The sequence below is a fragment of the Brevundimonas sp. ABV4_179 genome (assembly GCF_056311945.1).
On the sequence record NZ_CM149976.1, the window covers coordinates 1,644,847 to 1,666,793 of the forward strand.

Here is a 21,947-nt window from a genome sequence, read left to right on the forward strand (position 1 = left end):
GCCCCGATCAATAGCGGTCCGGGCGCGGGCCATCCAGCACATAGGGCACCACCCCGCGCTCGTTCTCCGGCACGTGAAGGGCGCGGTCGATGGGCGGGAAGGCGCGCTGGGTGCAGTCGGTGCGCTCGCAGATGCGGCAACTGACGCCGATGCGGGTGGCCGGACCGTTCAGGTCCAGGCCGGCCGCATAGACCAGGGCCGAGGCGTGCTCGACCTCGCACCCCAGCGACAAGGCGTAGCGGCGGTCGTTGGCCAGGTATGAGCCGCTGGGTTTGGACACGCTGCGGGCGATGGAGATGTAGCGCGACCCGTCCGGCATCTCGGCCAACTGCACCCCGATCCGATCAGGCGCCGCAAAGGCTTCATGCACGTTCCACAGCGGGCAGGCGCCGCCGAAACGGGCGAACTGGAACCGTGTCGCGCTGTGGCGCTTGGTGATGTTTCCAGCCATGTCCACGCGGGCGAAATAGAAGGGCACGCCGCGCCAGCCCGGTTTCTGCAGGGTCGACAGCCGGTGGCAGACCTGTTCGAAACTGACCTGGAAACGGGTCAGTAGCCGGTCGATGTCGTGCTTTTCTTCCCGCGCCGCCTCCAGGAAGGCGCGATAGGGCAAGAGCAGCGCGCCCGCCGCATAGTTGGCAAGGCCGACGCGAGCCACCGCGCGCGCGGCGTCGGTGCGGAAGGCGGCCTGATCCAGTTCCGCCTCGATCAGGTCGCGGAAGGACAGCAGGGACAGCTGGTGCGCCAGTTGGAACGACCGGCTGGCCCCCGGCTGCCAGGCGTCCAGCGTCAGGACACGGCTGGTCGGATCATAGCGGCGCAGCGCCTCCTGCCCGGCGGCGTAGACGACCCGCACGCCGTGGGTCTGAGCCAGGGCCGTTTCCAGCGCCCGCTCGACCTGACCCGCCTGCGGCAGGGTCGCCGCCAGCGCCTCGGCCGCCGTGTCCAGCGCATCGATATAGTTGTCGCGATAGTGGAAGAAGTCGCGCACCTCCTCATAGGGCAACAGGGCGACGCTGGCGCCGTATTCGTCGCGGCCCAGGGTGTCGTCCAGCGCCTTCACCCGCTCGTCCAGACGGCGGAAGGTCTGGTGCAGCGCCAGGAACTGGCGCGCCAGTCTCGGCAGGTTGGCGACCGCCTGTTTCAGCTCTGCGGCGGTGGGCGGCTCGGCGCCGCCGGTCGTCGGCCCGGCGATGTCGGTCGTGGCTTCGCGCAGGTCGGCCAGCAGTCGCGCGTCGCCCTCCAGATCGAACAGGCTGGCGTCCACATGGAAGGCGCGGGTCAGGGCGATCAGCACCCGGGCGGTGGCCGGCCGCTGGTTCGTCTCGATCTGCGACAAATAGGAGGGCGACAGGCCCAGACGTTCGGCGCACGCCTCAAGCGTCCAGCCGCGCGCCTCGCGCAGCTTGCGAAGTTTTGCGCCGAGAAAAAGCTTCTCAGCCATTTGCAGTTTTGCAAATCATAAGAAAATCCTTTGCAAGTCGGCGCAGTTCCACACTTTTTGCAAAGTTGCGTTTGCATGTTTGCAATGAAGGCGCCACGCCTTCCTCCACGAACAAGAGGCGTAAATCCATCATGACTCAAGCCATCCTTGAAGAACTGGAGCGTCGTCGCGCCGCCGCGAAACTGGGCGGCGGGGAAAAGCGTATCGCCGCCCAGCACGCCAAGGGCAAGCTGACGGCGCGCGAACGCATCGACGTGCTGCTGGACGAGGGCTCCTTCGAGGAGACCGACATGTTCGTGGAGCACCGCAGCCACGATTTCGGCATGCAGGATCAGCGCATCCCCGGCGACGGGGTGGTGACGGGGCGCGGGACTATCGGCGGGCGGCTGGTCTATGTCTTCTCCAAGGACTTCACCGTCTTCGGCGGCTCGCTGTCGGGCGCCCATGCGGCGAAGATCGTCAAGCTGCAGAAGATGGCCCTGACCACGGGCGCGCCGATCATCGGCCTGTTCGACGCGGGCGGCGCGCGCATCCAGGAGGGGGTCGAGAGCCTGGCGGGTTACGCCGATATCTTCCTGCAGAACACGCTGGCCAGCGGCGTCATTCCCCAGATCAGCGTGATCATGGGCCCGTGCGCAGGCGGCGACGTCTATTCGCCGGCCATCACCGACTTCATCTTCATGGTTAAGGACACGTCCTACATGTATGTGACCGGCCCCGACGTGGTGAAGACGGTCACCAACGAGGTGGTCAGCCATGAGGATCTGGGCGGCGCCCGCGTCCATGCCGGCAAGTCGGGCGTGGCGGACGGGGCGTTCGAGAACGATCTGGAGGCCCTGTCGGAGGTGCGCCGCCTGATCGGCTTCCTGCCGCTGTCGAACCGTGAAAAGCCGCCAGTGCGCGAAAGCTATGACGAGCCCGAGCGGGACGAGCCGTCGCTGGACACCCTGATCCCGGCCAACCCGAACCAGCCCTATGACATGAAGGAGCTGATCCTGAAGGTGGTCGACGAGGCCGACTTCTTCGAGATCGGGGCCGACTTCGCCAAGAACATCATCACCGGCTTCGGGCGGCTGGACGGCCAGACGGTCGGGATCGTCGCCAACCAGCCCCAGGTGCTGGCGGGCGTGCTGGACATCGATTCAAGCCGCAAGGCCGCGCGGTTCGTGCGTTTCTGCGACGCCTTCGACATTCCGCTGGTGACGCTGGTGGACGTGCCGGGCTTCATGCCGGGCACCAAGCAGGAATACGGCGCCCTGATCAAACACGGCGCCAAGCTGCTGTTCGCCTATGCCGAGGCGACCGTGCCGAAACTGACCCTGATCACGCGCAAGGCCTATGGCGGCGCCTATGACGTGATGAGCTCCAAACACCTGCGCGGCGACGTCAACTACGCCTGGCCCACCGCCGAGATCGCCGTCATGGGCGCCAAGGGGGCGGTCGAGATCATCTTCCGCAAGGAGGCGGGCGACCCGGCGGCCCTGGCCGCGCGCGAGGCTGAATACAAGAACCGCTTCGCCAACCCCTTCGTGGCGGCGGGCCTGGGCTACATCGACGACGTCATCATGCCGCACGGGACGCGGCGTCGGCTGGTGAAGGCGCTGCGGACGCTGAAGAACAAGGTCCAGGAGAACCCCTGGAAGAAGCACGACAACATTCCGCTTTAAGGGCGCTGAACATGACGGTTGTCTGTGTGGAAAAAGCTCGGTCTCTAAAAGCCAAGGTAGTGATGGTCACTTTGGTCTGTGCGGTCGCTACCGCATCGGCCAGTGGGGCGGCCAGCGCCTGCTCATCGGTAAAATTCGGAGACGATGGTCGTTACGTCGGAAGTGATCTGCCGACCCAGATCGCTGCCAAGGCTGAAACCATCCAAATCGTGAGGGTGGTGGCCAAATACCTCGTCAACCGAACCTATTCGGAGGGTTCGTGGTATCTCAATTATGGAGATTTGAAGGTGCCTTCGGACTATCCCGAATTCACCGACGAGTTCGTGTTCAAGCTTGAACCGGTCGAAACGTTAAAGGTCGGCCGGCCCTTACCGGACTATCTCCAGACCGAGGATCTTCGGGTTAGGGGTTTCGGTCCACAGGTGCTTCCATCGGAGATGTTGCCGGTAGATCGGAGCACGATCAATGCCTTGCCAGATTGGTTGTCGGATCGCCCCGGCGATCAAGGGTTTGCCTTCATCGCTGCTTCCGACACTGCGGGTTTGGGCGGAGGAGAGTGCGCCAAGCCGTATATTCTTGAAGTTGGCCAAACCTTGCTGGCGTTCCGGAATTCGAATGGGGGCCTCTATCCGGCCAGTGGCGGGTTTCCGCTTCAAATCGACGTAGAGTTCCGCACTCAGAACCGGGCTCGGGAGCGTTTTCCTCTCAATATGCAGTCCCTCGTCCCTATCAATGACCCTGAAGACGCCTTTGTGGCGCGCCTGCGTCAGGCGCTTGCATTACGGCCGAACTCAACGCGAAACTGAGCCTTTCCATGTTCTCCAAAATCCTCATCGCCAACCGGGGCGAGATCGCGGTTCGGATCATCAAGACCTGCCGCAAGATGGGCATCCAGACGGTGCAGGTCTATTCGGAAGCCGACGCCGGGGCGTTGGCGGTCGAGATGGCCGACGAGGCGGTGTTGATCGGGCCGGCGCCGGCGGCGCAGTCCTATCTGCTGGCCGACAAGATCGTCGAGGCGGTGCGCCAGACGGGGGCGCAGGCCGTGCATCCGGGCTTTGGCTTCCTGAGCGAGAACGCCGGGTTCGCGCGGCGGCTGAGGGACGAGGGGATCGCCTTCATCGGCCCGAACCCCGAGGCCATCGAGGCCATGGGCGACAAGATCAGCTCCAAGAAGCTGGCGGCTGAGGCCGGGGTCTCGACCGTGCCGGGCCATATGGGCCTGATCGAAACGCCGGACGAGGCGGTCAGGATCGCCAACGAGATCGGCTATCCGATCATGATCAAGGCTTCGGCCGGCGGCGGCGGCAAGGGCATCCGCGTGGCCCATTCGGACGCCGACATGGCCGAGGGTTTCGCGGCGGTGAAGGCCGAGGCGCTGAACGCCTTTGGCGACGACCGGGTCTTCCTGGAGAAGTTCATCGTCGATCCGCGCCACATCGAGATTCAGGTGCTGGGCGACAAGCACGGCCATGTGGTCCATCTGTTCGAGCGTGAATGCTCGATCCAGCGCCGCAACCAAAAGGTCATCGAGGAGGCGCCGTCGCCCCTGCTGGACGAGGCCACCCGCGCGGCCATGGGGGCGCAGGCCGTCGCCCTGGCCCAGGCCGTGAACTATGACTCGGCCGGCACGGTCGAGTTCGTGGCGGGGCAGGACAAGAGCTTTTACTTCCTGGAGATGAACACCCGTCTGCAGGTCGAGCATCCGGTGACGGAGCTGATCACGGGGGTCGATCTGGTCGAACAGATGATCCGTTCGGCCTGGGGCGAGGCGCTGGCCTTCGAGCAGAAGGACCTGAAGATCAACGGCTGGGCCATCGAGAGCCGCATCTACGCCGAAGACCCCTATCGCGGCTTCCTGCCGTCGATCGGGCGGCTGGTCCGTTATGAGCAGCCGGAGGAAGGCGATCAGGGCGGCTATACGGTTCGCAATGACTCCGGCGTCCGCGAGGGCGACGAGATCAGCATGTTCTACGACCCCATGATCGCCAAACTGTGCGCCTGGGGCGAGACGCGGGCGGACGCGGTCGAGGGCATGGCCCGCGCCCTGGAGGACACCCATCTGGCGGGCCTGGGCCACAATGTGCCCTTCCTGGCGGCGGTGATGGATCAGGACCGGTTCAAGTCGGGCCAACTGTCGACCAGCTATATCAAGGACGAGTTCCCGGACGGCTTCCACGGGCTGAAGCCGACGGTCGAACAGGAGCGCATCCTGATCGCTTCGGCCCTGGCGATGCACGAGGTGATCGCCGAGCAGGACGGCGACCCTTCGGACCGCACCGACTGGATCGTGATGATCGACAAGACGCCGCACGGCGTGGGCCTGTCCTATGACGACGACGAGGAGATGATCCTGACCCTGACGGGCGGCGGCGACATCCGCCTGTCGGACATCGACTGGCGGCCCGGCCTGGCCCAGTTCAAGGCCGATCTGGACGGCGAGGCTTTCACCGCCGAGGTCAAGCGCGTCGCCGACGGCTTCGACATCCGTCACCGCGCGGCCAGGGCGCGGGTGCGGGTGCTGCGCCCCCATGTCGCCGAAATGTATGCTCGCCTGCCGGAGAAGGCGGTGGCGGATACCTCGAAGATGGTGCTGTCGCCGATGCCGGGTCTTGTCGTGTCGATCCCGGTGGTCGTGGGCCAGGAGGTCAAGACCGGCGAGACCGTGGCCATCATCGAGGCCATGAAGATGCAGAACATCCTGAAGGCCGAGCGGGACGGGGTGGTGAAGGCCGTCGGCGCCAAGGACGGCGATCCCGTGGCGGCGGATGATGTGCTGGTGGAGTTCGGGTGATGTCATCCTTCGCTACGCCCACGCCGCTTGAATGGCGTGAGGCGGCCCAGAAGGCCCTGAAGGACCGGCCGCTGGAATCGCTGCTGCATCTGGATGCCGACCAACTGGTGACGCGGCCGCTGTACGCCGGGGCGACCGGGGTTCAGCCGGTGTTCGCACCCCGTCCATCGGACGCCGAAGGCCGCGCGTGGGATCTGCGCACCTCGGTCGAGGGCGATGACGCCGAGGCTGTGAACGCCGCCATTCTGACCGATCTGCAGGAAGGGGCGGCGTCGGTATTGATCAGCGGCGGGGTGCTGGCGGATGCGGCGACGCTGGGCCGGGCGCTGGACGGCGTTGCGCTGGAGCTGGCGCCGGTGGCGCTGGACGCCGGGTTCGCGGGCGTCGAGGCGGCGGAGGCGCTGGCGGTCGTGGCCAAGGGTTCGCCCCGCGCCATGCTGCGCTTCCATCTGGACCCGATCTCGGCCTTTGCAGAGGCGGGCGGATCGCCGCGCGGGATCGACGACGATCTGGGCGCGGCGGCTGATGCGGCCGTGCGCCATGCGGGCGTCTATCCCGACGCCAGCCTGTTCCTGGCCAGCGGGCGCGTGGCGCATGAGGCAGGTGGATCGGCGGCGCAGGAACTGGCCTTCGCGGCGTCCGGCGCGGTCGCCTATGTGAAGGCGGCGGTCGCGGCGGGTTTGTCGGTCGAGGCGGCGCTGAAGGGCGTGGTCGTCGGCCTGTCGGTCGATCAGGAATATTTCGACAGCCTGGCGAAGGTGCGGGCCATGCGGCTGATCTGGGCCAATCTGTCCCGCGCGTTCGGGGGGCAGACGCCTGCGGTCATTGAGGCGAGGTCGTCGCGGCGGATGCTGTCGGCGCGCGACCCTTGGCCCAACCTGCTGCGCCTGACGGCGGCGGGGTTCGCGGGCGCGGTCGGCGGGGCGGATGTTGTGGTGCTGGACGGCTTCACCCGCGCCTCAGGGCGGCCCGACGCCTTCGCCCGCAGACAGGCGCGCAATATGCAGTTGGTCCTGATGGAGGAAGCCAATCTGGGCCGGGTCGACGATCCGGCGGCGGGCAGCTGGTATCTGGACGCGCGGACGCACGATCTGGCCCTGGCAGGCTGGGCCGAGTTCCAGGCCATCGAGGCCGAGGGCGGTCTGGTGGAGGCGCTGAAGGGCGGCGTCATCCAACCCCGCATCGCACGGGCGCGTCAGGTGCGAGAGGCGGCCTTGAGCCAGGGCGCGGCCCAGATCGTCGGCGTGACGAAGTACGTCGACGCCGAGGTGCGCGCGGCTCCGGTCGAAGGCGCCGAGGTCGCGGCCGCATCCGTCCAGCTTGTCTGCGAACCCTTGGCCCCCATCCGCTTCGCCGCATCCTTCGAGGAGGCAGGCCAATGACCTTTCCCGACTTCGGCAAGATCGCCCTGGACCTCGGCGCGACCGGGCAGGGGCCTGTCCGCGATCCATGGAAGACGCCCGAGGGGCTGACGGTCGAGACGGCCTATGGCCCGCAGGCGCTGGACGGGCTGGAGCAGCTTCACGGCCTGCCGGGGTTCGCCCCCTTCGTGCGCGGTCCCTATCCGACCATGTATGCGGGCAATCCGTGGACGATCCGGCAATATGCGGGCTTCTCGACCGCCGAGGAATCCAACGCCTTCTATCGCCGCAACCTGGCCGCGGGGCAGAAGGGCCTGTCCATCGCCTTCGACCTGGCGACGCACAGAGGCTATGACAGCGACCACCCTCGGGTGAAGGGCGACGTCGGCATGGCGGGCGTGGCCATCGACAGCATCTATGACATGCGGACCCTGTTCGACGGGATACCGCTGGACCAGATGTCGGTGTCGATGACGATGAACGGGGCGGTGCTGCCGATCCTGGCGCTCTATGTCGTCGCCGCCGAGGAGCAGGGCGTCGATCACGCCAAGCTGACCGGGACCATTCAGAACGACATTCTGAAGGAGTTCATGGTCCGCAATACCTACATCTATCCCCCCGAACCCTCGATGCGGATCATCGCCGACATCTTCGCCTGGACGGCGCAGGAGACGCCCAAGTTCAACAGCATCTCCATCTCCGGCTATCACATGCAGGAGGCGGGGGCGTCGGCGGATATCGAACTGGCCTACACCCTGGCGGATGGGATCGAATATCTGCGGGCCGGCGTCGCGGCGGGCATGCCCATCGACCGGTTCGCGCCGCGTCTCAGCTTCTTCTGGGCCATCGGCATGAACTATTTCATGGAGGTGGCCAAGATGCGGGCCGGTCGCCTGCTGTGGGCCGAGGCGGTGAAGCGCGAAGGCGGGGAAAACCCCAAGAGCCTGTCGCTGCGGGCCCACTGTCAGACTTCAGGCTGGTCGCTGGCGGCGCAGGACGTGTTCAACAATGTGCCGCGCACCATGGTCGAGGCCATGGCGGCGGCCGGCGGTCAGACGCAGAGCCTGCACACCAATGCGTTGGACGAGGCCCTGGCCCTGCCGACCGACTTCTCGGCTCGGATCGCGCGCAATACGCAAATCCTGCTGCAGCAGGAGACGGGGCTGACGCGGGTCATCGACCCGTGGGGCGGCAGCTATTATGTCGAGCGGCTGACGCACGAACTGGCGCAGCGAGCGCGCGCCCACATGGCCGAGGTCGAGGCGCTGGGCGGCATGGCCAAGGCCATCGAGGCGGGCATTCCCAAGCTGCGGATCGAGGAGTCCGCCGCCAAGACTCAGGCCCGGATCGACACCGGCCAGCAGACCGTGGTGGGGGTGAACAAATATCTGAACGCCGTCGTCGACGACATTCCGATGCTGAAGGTCGATAACGCCGCCGTTCTGGCCGCCCAGATCGACAAGCTGAAACGCCTGCGGGCCGAGCGGGATCAGACGGCGACCGATGCGGCGCTTCAGGCCCTGACCAATGGCGCGCGGGGGAAGGCCAACCTGCTGGAGCTGGCGGTTCAGGCCGCGCGCGCCAAGGCGACGGTGGGCGAGATTTCGGATGCGCTGGAGGCGGCCTTCGGGCGTCACGTGGCGACGGTCCAGACAGTTTCGGGCGTTTACGCCAAGGAGGCGGGACGTGACCCGCGCTTCGCCCGCGCCCGCGACATGGTGGCGACCTTTGTGGAGAACGACGGCGGCCCGCCGCGCATCCTGATCGCCAAGCTGGGCCAGGACGGCCATGACCGGGGCCAGAAGGTGGTCGCCACCGGATATGGCGATCTGGGCTTCGACGTCACGGCGGGCAGCCTGTTCCAGACCCCGGCCGAGGCCGCGCGCGATGCGGTGGAGAAGGGCGTCCATGCGGTCGGCGCCTCGTCGCTGGCGGCGGGGCATCTGACGCTGGTTCCGGAACTGAAGGCCGAGCTGGAGCGGCTGGGGCGACCGGACATCATGATCGTGGTGGGGGGCGTCATCCCGCCCTCGGACGTCCAGCCGCTGCTGGATATGGGCGCGGCGGCCGTCTATCCGCCCGGCTCGGCCATTGCGGACACCGCGGTCGACCTGATCGAGAAACTGAACCAGCGCCTGGGTTACGCCCAGCCCGCGCCCAACAAGGACAAGCCATGATCGGCGCCCTGAACCACGTCGGCGTGGCGACGCCCTCAATCGCGGACTCGATCAGGCTGTATCGGGACGTGCTGGGCGCGACGAAGATCGGCGAGCCGTTCGATCTGCCGGCCCAGGGGGTGAAGGTCTGTTTCGTCAATACGCCGACGGCCCAGATCGAGTTGATCGAACCCTATGACGAGACCAGTCCCATAGTCGGCTTCCTGGCCAACAACCCCAAGGGCGGCCAGCACCACGTCTGTTTCGAGGTCGCCGACATCCACGCCGCCGTCGCCGAGATGCGCGCAAAGGGCGTGACCATCCTGGGCACGGGCGAGCCGCGCATCGGGGCGCACGGGACGCCGGTGGTGTTCCTGCATCCGCGCGACATGGGCGGGGTGCTGATCGAGCTGATGGAGACGCCGAAAGGCGATCACTGAGCGCGCCAAGCGGAGCCTTTCAGGCGGTTCGCTCGTTGATGGCGAAACAGAGGACATGACATGATGTCGCATCGCCTGACCGCATTCGTCGCCATCGCCGCCCTGACCGGCGCGGCCGCCTGTTCGCAGCCGGCGCCCGAGCAGCCGACCGCCCCGGCCGAGCCGCAACCGGCCCAGACCTCGACCGCGCCATCGGTCGGCTACGCCTGCGAAAGCGGGGCGACCCTGCAGGTGCAATACGCCGACAGCGACAGCGCGCAACTGACCTATCAGAACCAGGCCTACGCCCTGCGCTCCGTGCAGTCGGCCAGCGGCGCCCGCTATGTCGGCGCGGGCATGGAGTGGTGGACGGCGACCCGCGACGGCCAGGAGAGCGGCACGTTGAGCCGGTTGGGGCCGGACGGGACGACGGGGGTGGCGGTGCTGGAACGCTGCTCGCGGCCGATCCCCGGCGCCGACCTGACGCCGGGACCGATGCCGACGCCCGCCCAGACGCCCACGCCGGCGCCCGGCGGCGTCCTGCCGGCCGCGATGCCTTGCAAGGGGCCGCAGCTGAAGCTGGCGGCCGGCGACGGCGACGCGGGAATGGGCAACCGGGTGCGCAACTTCAGCCTTCAGAATATCGGCGCCCAGGCCTGCAGCCTGACCGGCTATCCGACCGTGACCCTGCAGGACGGCCGCGGACGCACCCTGTCGTCGATCCGCGCGGAACAGAGCCCTGGCAGCTATTTCCGTCAGGGCCAGGCCCCGACGCCGGTCGAACTGGCGCCCCAGGCCAAGGCCTGGTTTGAATTGTCGTGGAACGTCATGCCCGACGAGACAATGCAGAAGACTTGTCCCGAGGCGGCGACGCTGAAGCTGACGGCGCCCAGCGACACCGCCGCCGTCAGCCTGCCCTTCACCTTCAGTCCGTGCGGCGGACGCATCCGCGTCAGCCCGATCCGGGCCGAGGCCAACCCGCCGCCGACGACCTGAGGCGGGTGGAAACAGATCGAAAATCGGCGTAGGTCGCGACCCATGACCCAGACCTTCTACGACCGCGTCGCCGGCGAACTGACAGACATCGAGGCGCAGGGGCTGACCAAGCCCGAACGGGTGATCGCCTCGCGTCAGGGGCCGATGATCCAGGTCGCGGGGCGCGACGTGCTGAACTTCTGCGCCAACAACTATCTGGGCCTGGCGGGCGACGCGCGTGTCGCCGAGGCGGGGATCGCGGCGCAGCAGAAGTGGGGGGCGGGAACGGCCTCGGTCCGCTTCATCTGCGGCACGCTGGAGATCCATAAGGAGCTTGAGGCCGCTATCGCGGGCTATCTCGGGTTCGAGGACGCCATCCTGTTCGCCGCCGCCTTCGACGCCAACGGCGGCCTGTTCGAACCCCTGCTGGGCGAGAACGACGCCATCGTCTCGGACAGCCTGAACCACGCCTCCATCATCGACGGCGTTCGGCTGTGCAAGGCCAAGCGGTATCGGTTCGCCAACTCGGACATGGACGAGTTGGAGGCGCGGCTGAAGGTGGCACGGGCGGCGGGTGCGCGCGACATCATCATCGCCACCGACGGCGCCTTCTCGATGGACGGCTATATCGCCAAGCTGAAGGACATCCGCGCGCTGGCCGACAAGTACGAGGCCCTGATCATGGTGGACGACTGCCATGCGACCGGCTTCCTGGGTCCCAAGGGACGCGGATCGTTCGCCCATCACGGGGTCGAGGTGGACTTCGTGACCGGCACCTTTGGCAAGGCGCTGGGCGGGGCCATGGGCGGCTTCATCTGCGCCAGGAAGTCGGTGGTCGAACTGCTGAAACAACGCGCGCGGCCCTATCTGTTCTCAAACGCCCTGGCGCCGGCTGTCTGCGGGTCGAGCCTTGAGGCGATCCGCATCGCGCAAGGCGAGGAAGGCGACGCCCTGCGCACCCGCCTGTCGGCCAACGCCCATCGCTATCGCGGCGCGATGGCGGACGCGGGCTTCACCCTGCTGGACGGCGAACATCCGATCATTCCGGTCATGCTGGGCGACGCCAAACTGGCGCAGGACTTCGCGGCGCGCGCGCTGGAGCTGGGCGTCTATGTGATCGGATTCAGCTTCCCGGTGGTGCCGCGCGGCCAGGCCCGCATCCGCACCCAGATGTCGGCGGCGCACACGTTTGACCAGATCGACCGGACGGTGGAGGCGTTCACGACAGCGGGACGGGAATTGGGCGTGATCTGAATGGAAGCGCCGGCGCATCTCGTTCGCATCGACGGGCGCACGATCCTGAGCCGCGCGGACTTCTACGCCGCCGTGGACAAGGTGGAAGGGACGCCAGACTGGATCGGTCATAACCTGGACGCCTTGTTCGACGTTCTTGTGGCGATCTGGCCCAAGCCGACGACGCTGGAGTGGACTTATGCGACAGCTTCGGCGACGGCGATGGGCGCCGACTTCGATATTCTGACCGGCGTTCTGCGGGATGCCGAAAACGAGCCCCGATCCCGCTTCACCTTTCGCGCCTTCGATGGCGAGGCCGGACCGGCTGACAAAGACTTTTAAGGAGACGCCTTCATGTCGGAAACAATGAAAGCCCTGGCCAAGACCACGCCCGGCATCGGCCTGGAGCTGATCGACGCGCCAGTGCCCGAGGCGGGGCCGGAGGACGTGCTGATCAGTGTGCACCGCACGGCCGTCTGCGGAACCGACATCCACATCTGGAACTGGGACGAGTGGTCCCAGAAGAACGTCCCGACCCCGATGATCACCGGCCACGAGTTCGCCGGCGAGATCGTCGCCATCGGCAAGGAGGTGGATCGTCCCCTCAAGATCGGTCAGCGCGTCTCGGCCGAGGGGCATGTCATCGACTTGAACTCCGAAGCCGCCCGCGCCGGGCATTTCCATCTGGACCCGAAGACGCGCGGCATCGGCGTGAACCGCCAGGGCGCCTTCGCCGAGTTCGTGGTGGCCCCGGCCTTCAACGTGATCGAACTGCCCGACGAGGTGCCCTATGAGATCGGCTCGATCCTGGACCCGTTCGGCAATGCGGTTCACACCGCCCAGCAGTTCGATCTGCTGGGCGAGGACGTGCTGGTCACCGGCGCCGGTCCCATCGGCATGATGGCCGCCGCCGTGGCGCGTCACGCGGGCGCCCGCACCGTGGTGCTGACCGACATCAACGACTTCCGGCTGGACCTGGCGCAGAAGGTGGCGCCGGGCGTCCGCACCGTGAACACCACAAAGGAAGACATCCACGACGTCATGAAGGAACTGGGCCTGAAGGTCGGGTTCGACGTGGCGCTGGAGATGTCGGGATCGCCGGTGGCCTTCAAACAGTGCGTCGACACCCTGATCATGGGCGGCGGCATGGCCATGCTGGGCATTCCCGGCAAGCCGATGGAGACCGACTGGGGTGCGATCATCCTGAAGGCCCTTACGATCAAGGGCGTCTATGGGCGCGAGATGTTCACCACCTGGCGCAAGATGCTGGGCCTGCTGAAGGCCGGTCTGGACCTGAGTCCGCTGATCACGCATCGGCTGGGTTACGCCGACTACCGCGAAGGCTTCGAGGCCATGAGGTCGGGACAGTCGGGGAAGGTGGTGCTGGACTGGGATAAGGCGGCCTGAAACGAGGACATTGAAGATTAAAGGGGCGGCCCGTCGGCCGCCCCTTTTTCGTGATCAGTACCGCGCCCTGAGCGTGATCCCAACCGTGCGTGGGTCGCCGGGGTAGCCGATGACCAGACCCGAGTTGCCAGACTGGACGCTGACGAACTGAAGATAGTCCTCGTCCAGCGCATTCTTGACCCAGACGAACGCCTCCCAGCCGTTCTCGGCGCGGAAACCGGCGCGCAGGTTGAGGATCGTATAGTCCTCGATCTCGGTGTAGCGCGAGACCGAGGCGTCGGAGTTGTAGGCGGAGCGGTAGCTGGCGTCGGCGCCGCCATAGAACTCGCCCGGCAAACCGAGGAAGCCGCCCGGACCGTGCAGTTCCCCACCGACCGACGCCGCCCAAGGCGAGACGCCGGGCAACGACTGGCCCGACAGGTCGCAGGCGACGGTGGTCGTGCCGATCCGCTCCAGCGGGCAGGGGCCGTTGGCGAAGGCGTCGTATTTCGCATCGGTCCAGGCGACATTGGCGTAAAGGTCGAGGTGCTGGTTCGGCCTGGCGAAGGCGTCCAGTTCGACGCCCTGGATCACCACCTTGTCGGCGTTGGCCAGATAGCCGCGCAGGGCGCCGGGGCCGCTGTCGACCACATTGGCCTGATAGTCCTCCACATCCGTCCGATAGGCCGCCAGATTGGCGGTGAGGCGGCGGTCGAAGGCCTGGGTCTTCAGGCCCAGCTCGTAGGTGGTGACCACCTCAGGCTTGACCACGGCGTTGGTCAGGGACGGCTGGCCGTTCGGCAGATTGGGGATGCCGGCCATGTTGATGCCGCCCGACTTATAGCCCCGCGCGACGCTGGCGTAGGTCAGGACATCGTCGCTGAAATCGTAGGACAGCGAGACCTGGCCCGACAGGTCGTCGTCCGAAAGACTGGCTTCATAGGCCTGCGGGCGGGCGATGCCGTTGCGCCGGGAGATATAGGTGCTGTCCGTCGTCGCCAGGCCGCCGGTCGTGGTGGCGGCGTAGCGGCCCGACTTTTCCTCCTTGGTGTAGCGTAGGCCGGGGGTCAGGTGCAGCCGGTCGGTGATGTTCCAGGTCAGCTGGGCGAAGGCGGCGTAGGAATCCGTCTCGATGCGGCTGTCGTTGAAGACGGTGTAGCCGTCGAGCAAGCCGTCGGGCACGCGCTCCAAGGGCGCCCCGGCGACGCGCTGATAGGCGGGGATCAGCCAGTAGCTGGCGTCGCGGCCGTATTCGGTGACGCCGTGGGTCTCAACCGCCTGATGGAAGGCGTAGAGACCCGCTGTCCAGTCGATGCGGTTGGCGCCGTTGGAAGACAGGCGCAGCTCCTGGCTCCACTGGTCCTGCCAGGACGGGTTGGCCGATTGGCGCGTGATGTCGAGGGCGGTGTAGTCGCGGTCATTCCTGGGTCCCCAGTCCCAGGACCGCCAGGCCGAGACCGAAGTCAGGGTGGCCCAGCCGAAGTCGTAATCGACGATGGCCGAGACGCCCCGGTGGATCTGGTCCGCCTGGATCGCCCCGTCCACATCCGCAATCCGATCATACGGATTGGTGCTGGCGGGCCTATAGCCGCGGCCGGCGGCCAGGGCCGCGAAACGTTGATCGAGCGGCTTTTGCGTGTCGCCCACCCTGACATAGACCTGGGTGCAGCAGTCGGGCGTCAGGTCGGCGTAGTCGGCGAACAGGCGAACGCGGAGCTGGTCGGTGGGTTGGAAAAGAAGCTGGCCGCGCAGGCTGATCGACTGCTGGCCGTTCTGCTTCTGGCCGGTGGTCGCATTGTCCAGCACCCCGTCGCGCCGGGTGGAGACGACCGAGAAGCGGGCCGCCACCTTGTCGTTCACGATGGGCCCCGAGAAGGCCGCCTTGGCCTGGAGGAAGCCGTAGTCGCCGACGCTGAGTTCGGCGCGGCCTTCGGGGGTGAAGGACGGAGCCTGGGTGGTGATGTTCAGGGCGCCGGCGGTGGTGTTCTTGCCGAACAGGGTGCCCTGTGGGCCGCGCAGGATCTCGATCCGGTCCAGATCCACGAAATCCAGGGTCGCGGTGGCGGGACGGCCGTAATAGACCTGATCGACATAGATGCCGACGCCCTGTTCCAGCCCGTCGTTGGCCAGGCCGTAGCTGGCGCCCAGGCCCCGGATGGTGATGGCGGTGTTGCGCGGGTTGGAGGTCAGCATCTGGACGCTGGGGGCCAGTTGCGTCACCTGGCCGACGTTATAGGCGCCGGTGCGATCCAGAAGCTCCTCGTTCACCACGGTCAGGGCGATGGGCACGTCCTGCGCCCGCTCGTCCCGGCGGCGAGCGGTGACGACGATGTCGCCGACGCTGGCGACGCTGGGCGTGTTCACCTGGGGGGCGGCGGTCTCATCCGGCGCGGCGATAGCGACGGCGGGCGCGGCCAGGCAGGCCAGGATCGCCGTGGCGGACAGCAGGCCTCGGGCGGTTGCGGATGTTCTCATGGTCCCCTCCGGCGACATGACGCGCCGAGCGAGAAGAGGAGGGGCTTAAATCCTAGCGATCAAATGGGGATTTCTAACGCCAGTCGTGAGAACCGCTGAGGTCAGGCGGCAAGCAGATGTTTGATCAAGGCTTTTTCGAACCCCTTGGTGTCCGATCCGGGCAAGGTGGTGGCGATCTCGCCGCTTTCAAACAGGGCGAACACCTTGGGGTGGACGTAGGAGGCGCGGCAGACGGTGGGGGTGTTGCCCAAGAGGCCCGCGACGGCCTTGACGCAGACGGTGATCTTTCGCTTGGCGTCGGTGGGCGAGGTCGCCCCCTCCATGTCGCGCAGCGCCCGCGCCGCCGAGACAGTGCCCGCCCAGGTGCGGAAATCCTTGGCCGAGAACTGCTCGCCCATCGCCTCGCGGATGTAGGCGTTCACGTCGTCGGAATCGACGGGGCATAGCGTGCCGTCCGCCGCGCGATATTTGAACAGCTGCTGTCCCGGCAGGCCCTCCAACTCGCGCACCACGCGGGCCAGACGGCGGTCCTTGACGCTGACGCTGTGGTCCTTGCCGCTCTTGCCGCGAAACTCGAACGTCAGGGCCGCGCCGTCCACGTCCAGGTGCCGCTTGTGCAGCGTGGTCAGGCCATAGCTGCGGTTCTGTTTGGCGTAGATGGAGTTGCCGACGCGGATCAGGGTGATCTCGAGCAGACGGACGGCGGTGGCCAGCACCTTGTCGCGACAAACGCCGCGCAGACCCAGATCGTGCTCGACCTTGTCACGCAATTTGGGCAGGGCGCGCGAGAAGGCCGGCAGCTTGTCGAACTTGTTCTCGGACCGGGCCGTGCTCCAGTCGTTGTGATAGCGATACTGTTTGCGGCCCTTCACGTCGCGGCCGGTGGCCTGGATATGGCCGTTGGCCTTGGGGCAGATCCAGACATCGGTCCAGGCGGGCGGAATGGCCAGGGCGCGGATGCGGGCCAAGGTCTTGGCGTCGGTGACAGTCTGGCCCTTGGCGTCCTTGTAGGACCAGCCCTTGCCCGCGCGGCGGCGGGTCAGGCCCGCGAACTCGTCGCTGCAATAGCTGAGGCCCTGGGGAACCTCGGCGGCGATGTCGAAAGCCTGCGATCCGTCGGCCATCCGCCGCGTTTCCTTTTCATTGGTCTTTCAGCCGCTTGCCGAAGACGAGCGACGAACGCAGGGGCGAGGTCGTGAGTTCCGCTTGACCCCTGAGGCGCGGCGGGGGACGAGGCGGCATGAACTATCGCCACAGCTTTCACGCCGGAAACTTCGCCGATCTGGTCAAACACGCCCTGGTGCTGTGGCTGGTCAGGCAGGCCCGGCCGCCGTTGGTGCTGGACACCCATGCGGGGGCGGGGCTGTACGATCTGTCGGGGGATGGCGCGCGGTCGAAGGAGGCCGAGGCCGGCGTGGCGCGGCTGATGACCGCCCAAGGGCGCCCGCCCGTGATGGACGCCCTGGCCGACCGGGTGGCGGGGTTCAACCCGGACGGCGGGGTGCGGTTCTATCCGGGATCGCCGCTGCTGATCGCGGACGCCCTGGCGCCCGGCGGGCGCTATGTCGGGTTTGAACTAAACCCGCCGGTGCGCCGGATGCTGGCCGAGGCGCTGGCGGGGCGGGCGAACGCCGAGGCGCGCGAGGGCGACGGCTATGCTCTGGCGGTCGCCGAGGCGGCCAGGGCGCGCGGGCCGCTGGTGCTGATCGACCCGCCGTTCGAAAAGCCCGACGACTATATCCGCTCGGCCGAGACGGCGGTCGCCATCGTGCGGCGCGATCCGTCGGCGACCGTGGCGATCTGGACGCCGCTGAAGGATATGGAGACCTTCGACGCCTTCATCCGCAAGCTGCAGGGGCGGGCGGGTCCGACGCTGGTCGCGGAGGCGCGGCTGAGGCCGCTGACCAATCCGATGAAGATGAACGGCTGCGCCATGGTGGTGGTCAATCCGCTGGCCGGTGCGGAAACGGCGGCGCGCGAGGTGTGCGGCTGGGTGGCGAACGCCTTGGGCGAGGCCGGCGGCAAGGCCGAGGTCTGGACCTTCTGAATTCCTGGACCCCGAAAAAACAGTCCAACGAGTCCAAGTTTTGTCGCGGACGACGATGTCAAAGACCGATCGGTCATCATAACCCAGGTCGGGGGCGCCATAGGTCGATTGGGTAATGAACGCCGCAAACCCTTGTGCGGCAAGGGATTGCGCGCGTCGATTGCGATGTCTGGACCCCGTTTCGGCTGGCGCCCGGGATGCAATCGGCTAAAACGATCAGGCTCTCGCTCATATCTGGAGCCTGATTCACCGCATCGATGAAATCGCAAAGCGATTCCATCTCAACGGATCAGGCTCTAGGGTTCCGCCCATGACCCGCATCGCCATTCTGGAAACCGGCCATCCGCCCGAGCATCTGAAGGACGACTTCGACGACTATCCGGCGCGGTTCCGGGCGCTGTTGGGTGAGGGCGTGCCGACGACGCGGTTCAATGTGCAGGCGGGCCATCTGCCCGACGATCCCGCCGCGTTTCAGGGGGCCATCGTCACCGGCTCGGCGGCGGGGGTCTATGAAGATCTGCCGTGGATACCCCGGCTGGTCGATTGGCTGAGGGCGGCGCGGGGGCGGACACGGCTGGTCGGCATCTGCTTCGGCCATCAGGCGCTGGCCCATGCGTTCGGCGGGGTGGTGGAGAAGTCGGACAAGGGCTGGGGCGTGGGGCTGCACCGTTATGACGTGCGGGCGAACGAGCCGTGGATGCATCCGCGCGCGCGGACCATCGCCATTCCGGTGTCGCATCAGGATCAGGTGGTCGCGATCTCGGACGATGCGCGGGTGATCGCCTCCAGCGGCTTTACCCCCTATGCCGGTCTGGCCTGGGGCGAGGACGCCATTTCGTTTCAGTGCCACCCGGAATTTCAGCCGGACTATGCGGCGGCCCTGATCGAGGGACGGCGGGGGGCGCGCATCCCGCATGATCTGGCGGACGAGGCGATCGACAGTCTGAAGCGGCCCAACGACCGGGCTGTGCTGACCGCCTGGATCCGCGCCTTCCTGCTGCTGACTCCGCCGCCGGTGGAGGATCAGGGCAGCGGAATCTAGAGCCCCAGAAGCCGGATCAGCACGAGCGCCAGAAGGACCAGGGCGCCCAGCGACAGGACGACGGCGGCGACGACCCGTCCCCCGGCGCGGGCCACGGCGCGGATGTCGGTCTGCAGGCCCAGGGCGGCCATGGCGACGACGGTCAGCAGGCTGGAGGCGGCGGCCATCGGCGCCAGGGCAGGCGGCGGGATCAGGTCCAGCGAACGCAGGGCGATCATGACCAGGAAGCCGACGATGAACCAGGGCAGCAGGCGGGTCAGGCCGGGCTTTGCGGCGCCGGGCGCACGGTCGCGGAAAAGCAGCGACAGGGCGAAGATCACCGGCCCCAGCATCAGCACCCGCACCAGCTTGACCACTGTGCCGGTCTGGGTCGCGACGGCGCCGAACGGGGCGGCGGCGGCCAGAACCTGGGGCACCGCATAGACGGTCAGGCCGGCCAGGGCGCCGTATTGCAGGCCGTTCAGATGGATCAGGCCGCCCAGCAGCGGCAGGGCCAGGACCACGATCACGCCCAGAACGGCGGTGAAGGCGATTGAGGCGGCGACCTCCTCGCCATCCGCATCGATCACGGGGGCCACGGCGGCGATGGCGGAGTTGCCGCAGATGGCGTTGCCGCAGGCCACCAGCAGCGCCATGCGCGGGGTCAGGCCCAGGGCCCGCCCGACGCCGAACCCTGCGATGATGGCCAGGGCCACCAGCGCGAAGATGCCCACCACGAAGGCCGCGCCCAGGGCCGACAGGGTCGCGGCGCTGACCGAGGCGCCCAGCAGGACCACCGCGACCTCAAGCAGGGTCTTGGCCGAAAAGTCGATCCCCGCCTTGAACCGCACGTCCGGGGTCCAGGCAGTGCGGACGGCGGCCCCCAGCAGGATGGCCAGGACCAGCGGCTCCAGCCAGACGTGACCGATCAGGTCGCGCTCAATGCTGGTCAGGCCGATCGCGGCCAGCGTCACCAGCAGGCACAGCATGACGCCGGGACGGATGGCGCCGCCGAACGCCTTCACGCTCGCCAGGCGTGGCGCGGCGATGGGGGCGGGCAGGGCGGCGGATTTCATGGGCCAAAAATGCGCTCCGGGTCGACGCCGGTCCAACGGATAGATATGGTTGTTTCAATCCGATTTGGAGATCAGTCTTGACCCTGGACCGTCTTCGCATCTTCGTCGCCGTGGCGGAGCGCGACCATGTGACGGCGGCGGCGAGGGCGCTGAATCTGACGCAATCGGCCGTTTCGAACGCCATCGCGGCGCTGGAGGCCGAACACGATGTGCGCCTGTTCGACCGTGTGGGGCGGGGCATCGTGCTGAACGAGACAGGCCGCGCCTTCTTGCCCGAGGCCAGGGCGGTGCTGGCGCGGGCCCAGGCGGCGGAGGCGGCGCTGGCTGACATGAGCGCGCTGCGGCGCGGGCGGCTGGCCGTGTTCGCCAGCCAGACCATCGCCAGCTACTGGCTGCCGCGCCGGCTGGTGGATTTCCATGCCGCCTATCCCGGCGTCGAACTGGCGGTGGAGATCGGCAATACGCGCGAGGCGACGCAGGCGGTGCTGAGCGGCGCGGCCGAGATCGGCCTGGTCGAGGGGGCGGTGGACGAACCGGCCCTGTCCCAGACCCAGGTGGGATCGGACCGGCTGGCGGTGCTGGTCACGCCGGACCATCCGTGGGCGAGGCTGCGACGGCTGGAGGCGCGCGATTTGACGGACCAGCCGTGGGTGTTGCGTGAAGTCGGGTCCGGCACCCGCTCGACGCTGGAGGCGGCGGTGCGGGACGCGGGCGTCGATCCGGCCGATCTGTCGGTAACCATGACCCTGCCGTCCAATGAGGCGGTGCTGGCGGCGGCCGAAGCGGGGGCGGGCGCCACGGCCCTGTCCGAAAGCGTGGCCTATGCGGCGGTGGCGGCCGGTCGGCTGGCGACAGCGCCCTTCACCCTGCCGCAACGGCCGTTCCGCCTGTTGCGGCACAAGGAACGCTATCGCAGCCGGGCGGGCGACGCCTTCGTCGGCGTGCTCTGACCGCGATTGCGGATGATGGACGAAACCTGTCCGGCTGCCGAACGGAGAAATGCGGGCCGCTTTCTGGCAGGGCGCCCTTGGCCTCCCTAAGTGCTGTCTCGGGCGTCGATCCGGGTCATGCCTCCCTCGGGACGGTCGTGGCCTGACACATTTATCGTAAGGAAAGACAATGGTTTTCGACAAGGATCTCTTCAAGGGCAAGGTGGCGCTGGTCACAGGGGGAACGTCGGGGATCGGTCTTGCGACAGCGGAATATCTGGCGTCCCTCGGCGCGACCGTCGTGGCCGCCGGTCTGGGCAGCGACAAGACCCAGGTTAGGGACGGCGTGACCCTGGACCTGCGCGAACTGGACGTGACCGACCATGACGGGCTGGCCGCACTGATTAACGGATTGGACCGGCTGGACATCCTTGTGCCTGCGGCGGGGATCGCCCTCGGCGAGAAGGAAATGGAGTGGGCGTCCTATCGCAAGGTGCTGGATATCCAACTCGATGGCGTGTTCAAGACCATCGAACTGTCCCGCCCGCTGCTGGCCAAGACCAAGGGCAGCATCGTCACCATCAGCTCGATGTACGCCTACTTCGGCGGCGGAACCTCGGTGGCCTATTCGTCGGCCAAGGGCGCGATCGTCCAGATGACCAAGTCGCTGGCCGGCGCCTATGCCGGTGACGGCATTCGCGTCAACTCGGTGGCGCCGGGATGGATCAACACCCCGCTGCTGGAAAAGGTCGACACCATCTATCCCGGCTCGACCGAGCGGCTGCTGCACCGGACGCCGATGAACCGGTTCGGCGAGCCGGTGGAAGTGGCCCAGGTCATCGCCTTCCTGGCGTCCGACGCGGCCTCCTTCGTCAATGGCGCGATCCTGCCGGTCGACGGCGGTTATCTGGTCACCGCGATCTGATGGATCAGGCCGGGGCGTGTCGGACGCGCCCCGGCCTGT

The 21,947-nt window shown here is 67.2% G+C and carries 18 protein-coding genes; 14 read left to right on the forward strand and 4 right to left on the reverse strand.

What is annotated here, in order from left to right:
* Positions 1 to 7 precede the first annotated feature (7 nt).
* Positions 8 to 1,444 carry a helix-turn-helix domain-containing protein gene (locus tag ACYX4P_RS07795; protein WP_248119520.1) on the reverse strand — a complete coding sequence of 479 codons (1,437 nt, stop codon included), beginning with the start codon at positions 1,442 to 1,444 and terminating at the stop codon, positions 8 to 10.
* A gap of 131 nt (positions 1,445 to 1,575) precedes the next feature.
* Here ACYX4P_RS07795 and ACYX4P_RS07800 point away from each other — a divergent pair, with 131 nt between their 5' ends.
* The 10 genes from ACYX4P_RS07800 to tdh are packed head-to-tail and all read left to right on the forward strand — an operon-like array spanning position 1,576 to position 13,456.
* Complete coding sequence (locus ACYX4P_RS07800) at positions 1,576 to 3,111, forward strand: acyl-CoA carboxylase subunit beta (RefSeq protein ID WP_248119521.1); 1,536 nt, start codon at positions 1,576 to 1,578, stop codon at positions 3,109 to 3,111.
* An 11-nt stretch (positions 3,112 to 3,122) separates the two neighbouring features.
* Positions 3,123 to 3,917, forward strand: coding sequence for a hypothetical protein (locus tag ACYX4P_RS07805; protein WP_248119522.1), 795 nt, complete (start codon positions 3,123 to 3,125; stop codon positions 3,915 to 3,917).
* 8 nt (positions 3,918 to 3,925) lie between these two features.
* Positions 3,926 to 5,905 (forward strand): acetyl-CoA carboxylase biotin carboxylase subunit, encoded by a 1,980-nt coding sequence (locus tag ACYX4P_RS07810; RefSeq protein WP_248119523.1) that lies wholly within the window; start codon positions 3,926 to 3,928, stop codon positions 5,903 to 5,905.
* Positions 5,905 to 7,287 (forward strand): methylmalonyl-CoA mutase family protein, encoded by a 1,383-nt coding sequence (locus ACYX4P_RS07815; RefSeq protein WP_248119524.1) that lies wholly within the window; start codon positions 5,905 to 5,907, stop codon positions 7,285 to 7,287. The genes ACYX4P_RS07810 and ACYX4P_RS07815 overlap by 1 nt, the downstream gene beginning before the upstream one ends.
* Positions 7,284 to 9,443, forward strand: coding sequence for a methylmalonyl-CoA mutase (gene scpA, locus ACYX4P_RS07820; protein WP_248119525.1), 2,160 nt, complete (start codon positions 7,284 to 7,286; stop codon positions 9,441 to 9,443). The genes ACYX4P_RS07815 and scpA overlap by 4 nt, the downstream gene beginning before the upstream one ends.
* Positions 9,440 to 9,862 (forward strand): methylmalonyl-CoA epimerase, encoded by a 423-nt coding sequence (mce, locus tag ACYX4P_RS07825; protein ID WP_248119526.1) that lies wholly within the window; start codon positions 9,440 to 9,442, stop codon positions 9,860 to 9,862. Before scpA ends, mce begins: the two co-directional genes overlap by 4 nt.
* 60 nt (positions 9,863 to 9,922) lie before the next feature.
* Complete coding sequence (locus ACYX4P_RS07830) at positions 9,923 to 10,837, forward strand: DUF4232 domain-containing protein (protein ID WP_248119527.1); 915 nt, start codon at positions 9,923 to 9,925, stop codon at positions 10,835 to 10,837.
* A 42-nt stretch (positions 10,838 to 10,879) separates the two neighbouring features.
* Positions 10,880 to 12,070, forward strand: coding sequence for a glycine C-acetyltransferase (locus ACYX4P_RS07835; RefSeq protein WP_248119528.1), 1,191 nt, complete (start codon positions 10,880 to 10,882; stop codon positions 12,068 to 12,070).
* Positions 12,071 to 12,391, forward strand: coding sequence for a barstar family protein (locus ACYX4P_RS07840; RefSeq protein WP_248119529.1), 321 nt, complete (start codon positions 12,071 to 12,073; stop codon positions 12,389 to 12,391).
* Positions 12,392 to 12,403: 12 nt separating this feature from the next.
* On the forward strand, positions 12,404 to 13,456 hold the full coding sequence (gene tdh, locus ACYX4P_RS07845) for an L-threonine 3-dehydrogenase (protein ID WP_312572530.1): 1,053 nt from the start codon (positions 12,404 to 12,406) through the stop codon (positions 13,454 to 13,456).
* Between the two features lie 54 nt (positions 13,457 to 13,510).
* Here tdh and ACYX4P_RS07850 read toward each other — a convergent pair whose 3' ends face one another.
* Together ACYX4P_RS07850 and ACYX4P_RS07855 are read right to left on the reverse strand one after the other, a co-directional pair.
* Entirely contained in the window at positions 13,511 to 15,910 is a 2,400-nt protein-coding gene (locus tag ACYX4P_RS07850) for a TonB-dependent receptor (protein WP_312572528.1), read from the reverse strand.
* A 101-nt stretch (positions 15,911 to 16,011) separates the two neighbouring features.
* Positions 16,012 to 17,034, reverse strand: coding sequence for a DNA topoisomerase IB (locus tag ACYX4P_RS07855; protein ID WP_248119532.1), 1,023 nt, complete (start codon positions 17,032 to 17,034; stop codon positions 16,012 to 16,014).
* A 116-nt stretch (positions 17,035 to 17,150) separates the two neighbouring features.
* Here ACYX4P_RS07855 and rlmJ point away from each other — a divergent pair, with 116 nt between their 5' ends.
* Together rlmJ and ACYX4P_RS07865 are read left to right on the forward strand one after the other, a co-directional pair.
* A complete protein-coding gene (gene rlmJ / locus ACYX4P_RS07860) occupies positions 17,151 to 17,957 on the forward strand; it encodes a 23S rRNA (adenine(2030)-N(6))-methyltransferase RlmJ (protein WP_248119533.1) in 807 nt (268 codons plus the stop codon).
* Positions 17,958 to 18,267: 310 nt separating this feature from the next.
* A complete protein-coding gene (locus ACYX4P_RS07865; RefSeq protein ID WP_248119534.1) occupies positions 18,268 to 18,999 on the forward strand; it encodes a glutamine amidotransferase-related protein in 732 nt (243 codons plus the stop codon).
* Here the strand turns inward: ACYX4P_RS07865 and ACYX4P_RS07870 are convergent.
* Complete coding sequence (locus ACYX4P_RS07870) at positions 18,996 to 20,054, reverse strand: YeiH family protein (RefSeq protein ID WP_248119535.1); 1,059 nt, start codon at positions 20,052 to 20,054, stop codon at positions 18,996 to 18,998. The genes ACYX4P_RS07865 and ACYX4P_RS07870 overlap by 4 nt on opposite strands.
* Before the next feature lie 77 nt (positions 20,055 to 20,131).
* On the opposite strand from ACYX4P_RS07870, the gene ACYX4P_RS07875 reads away from it, so the two are divergent.
* Complete coding sequence (locus ACYX4P_RS07875) at positions 20,132 to 21,004, forward strand: LysR family transcriptional regulator (RefSeq protein WP_248119536.1); 873 nt, start codon at positions 20,132 to 20,134, stop codon at positions 21,002 to 21,004.
* A 169-nt stretch (positions 21,005 to 21,173) separates the two neighbouring features.
* Complete coding sequence (locus ACYX4P_RS07880) at positions 21,174 to 21,908, forward strand: SDR family NAD(P)-dependent oxidoreductase (protein ID WP_248119537.1); 735 nt, start codon at positions 21,174 to 21,176, stop codon at positions 21,906 to 21,908.
* Positions 21,909 to 21,947: the final 39 nt, after the last annotated feature.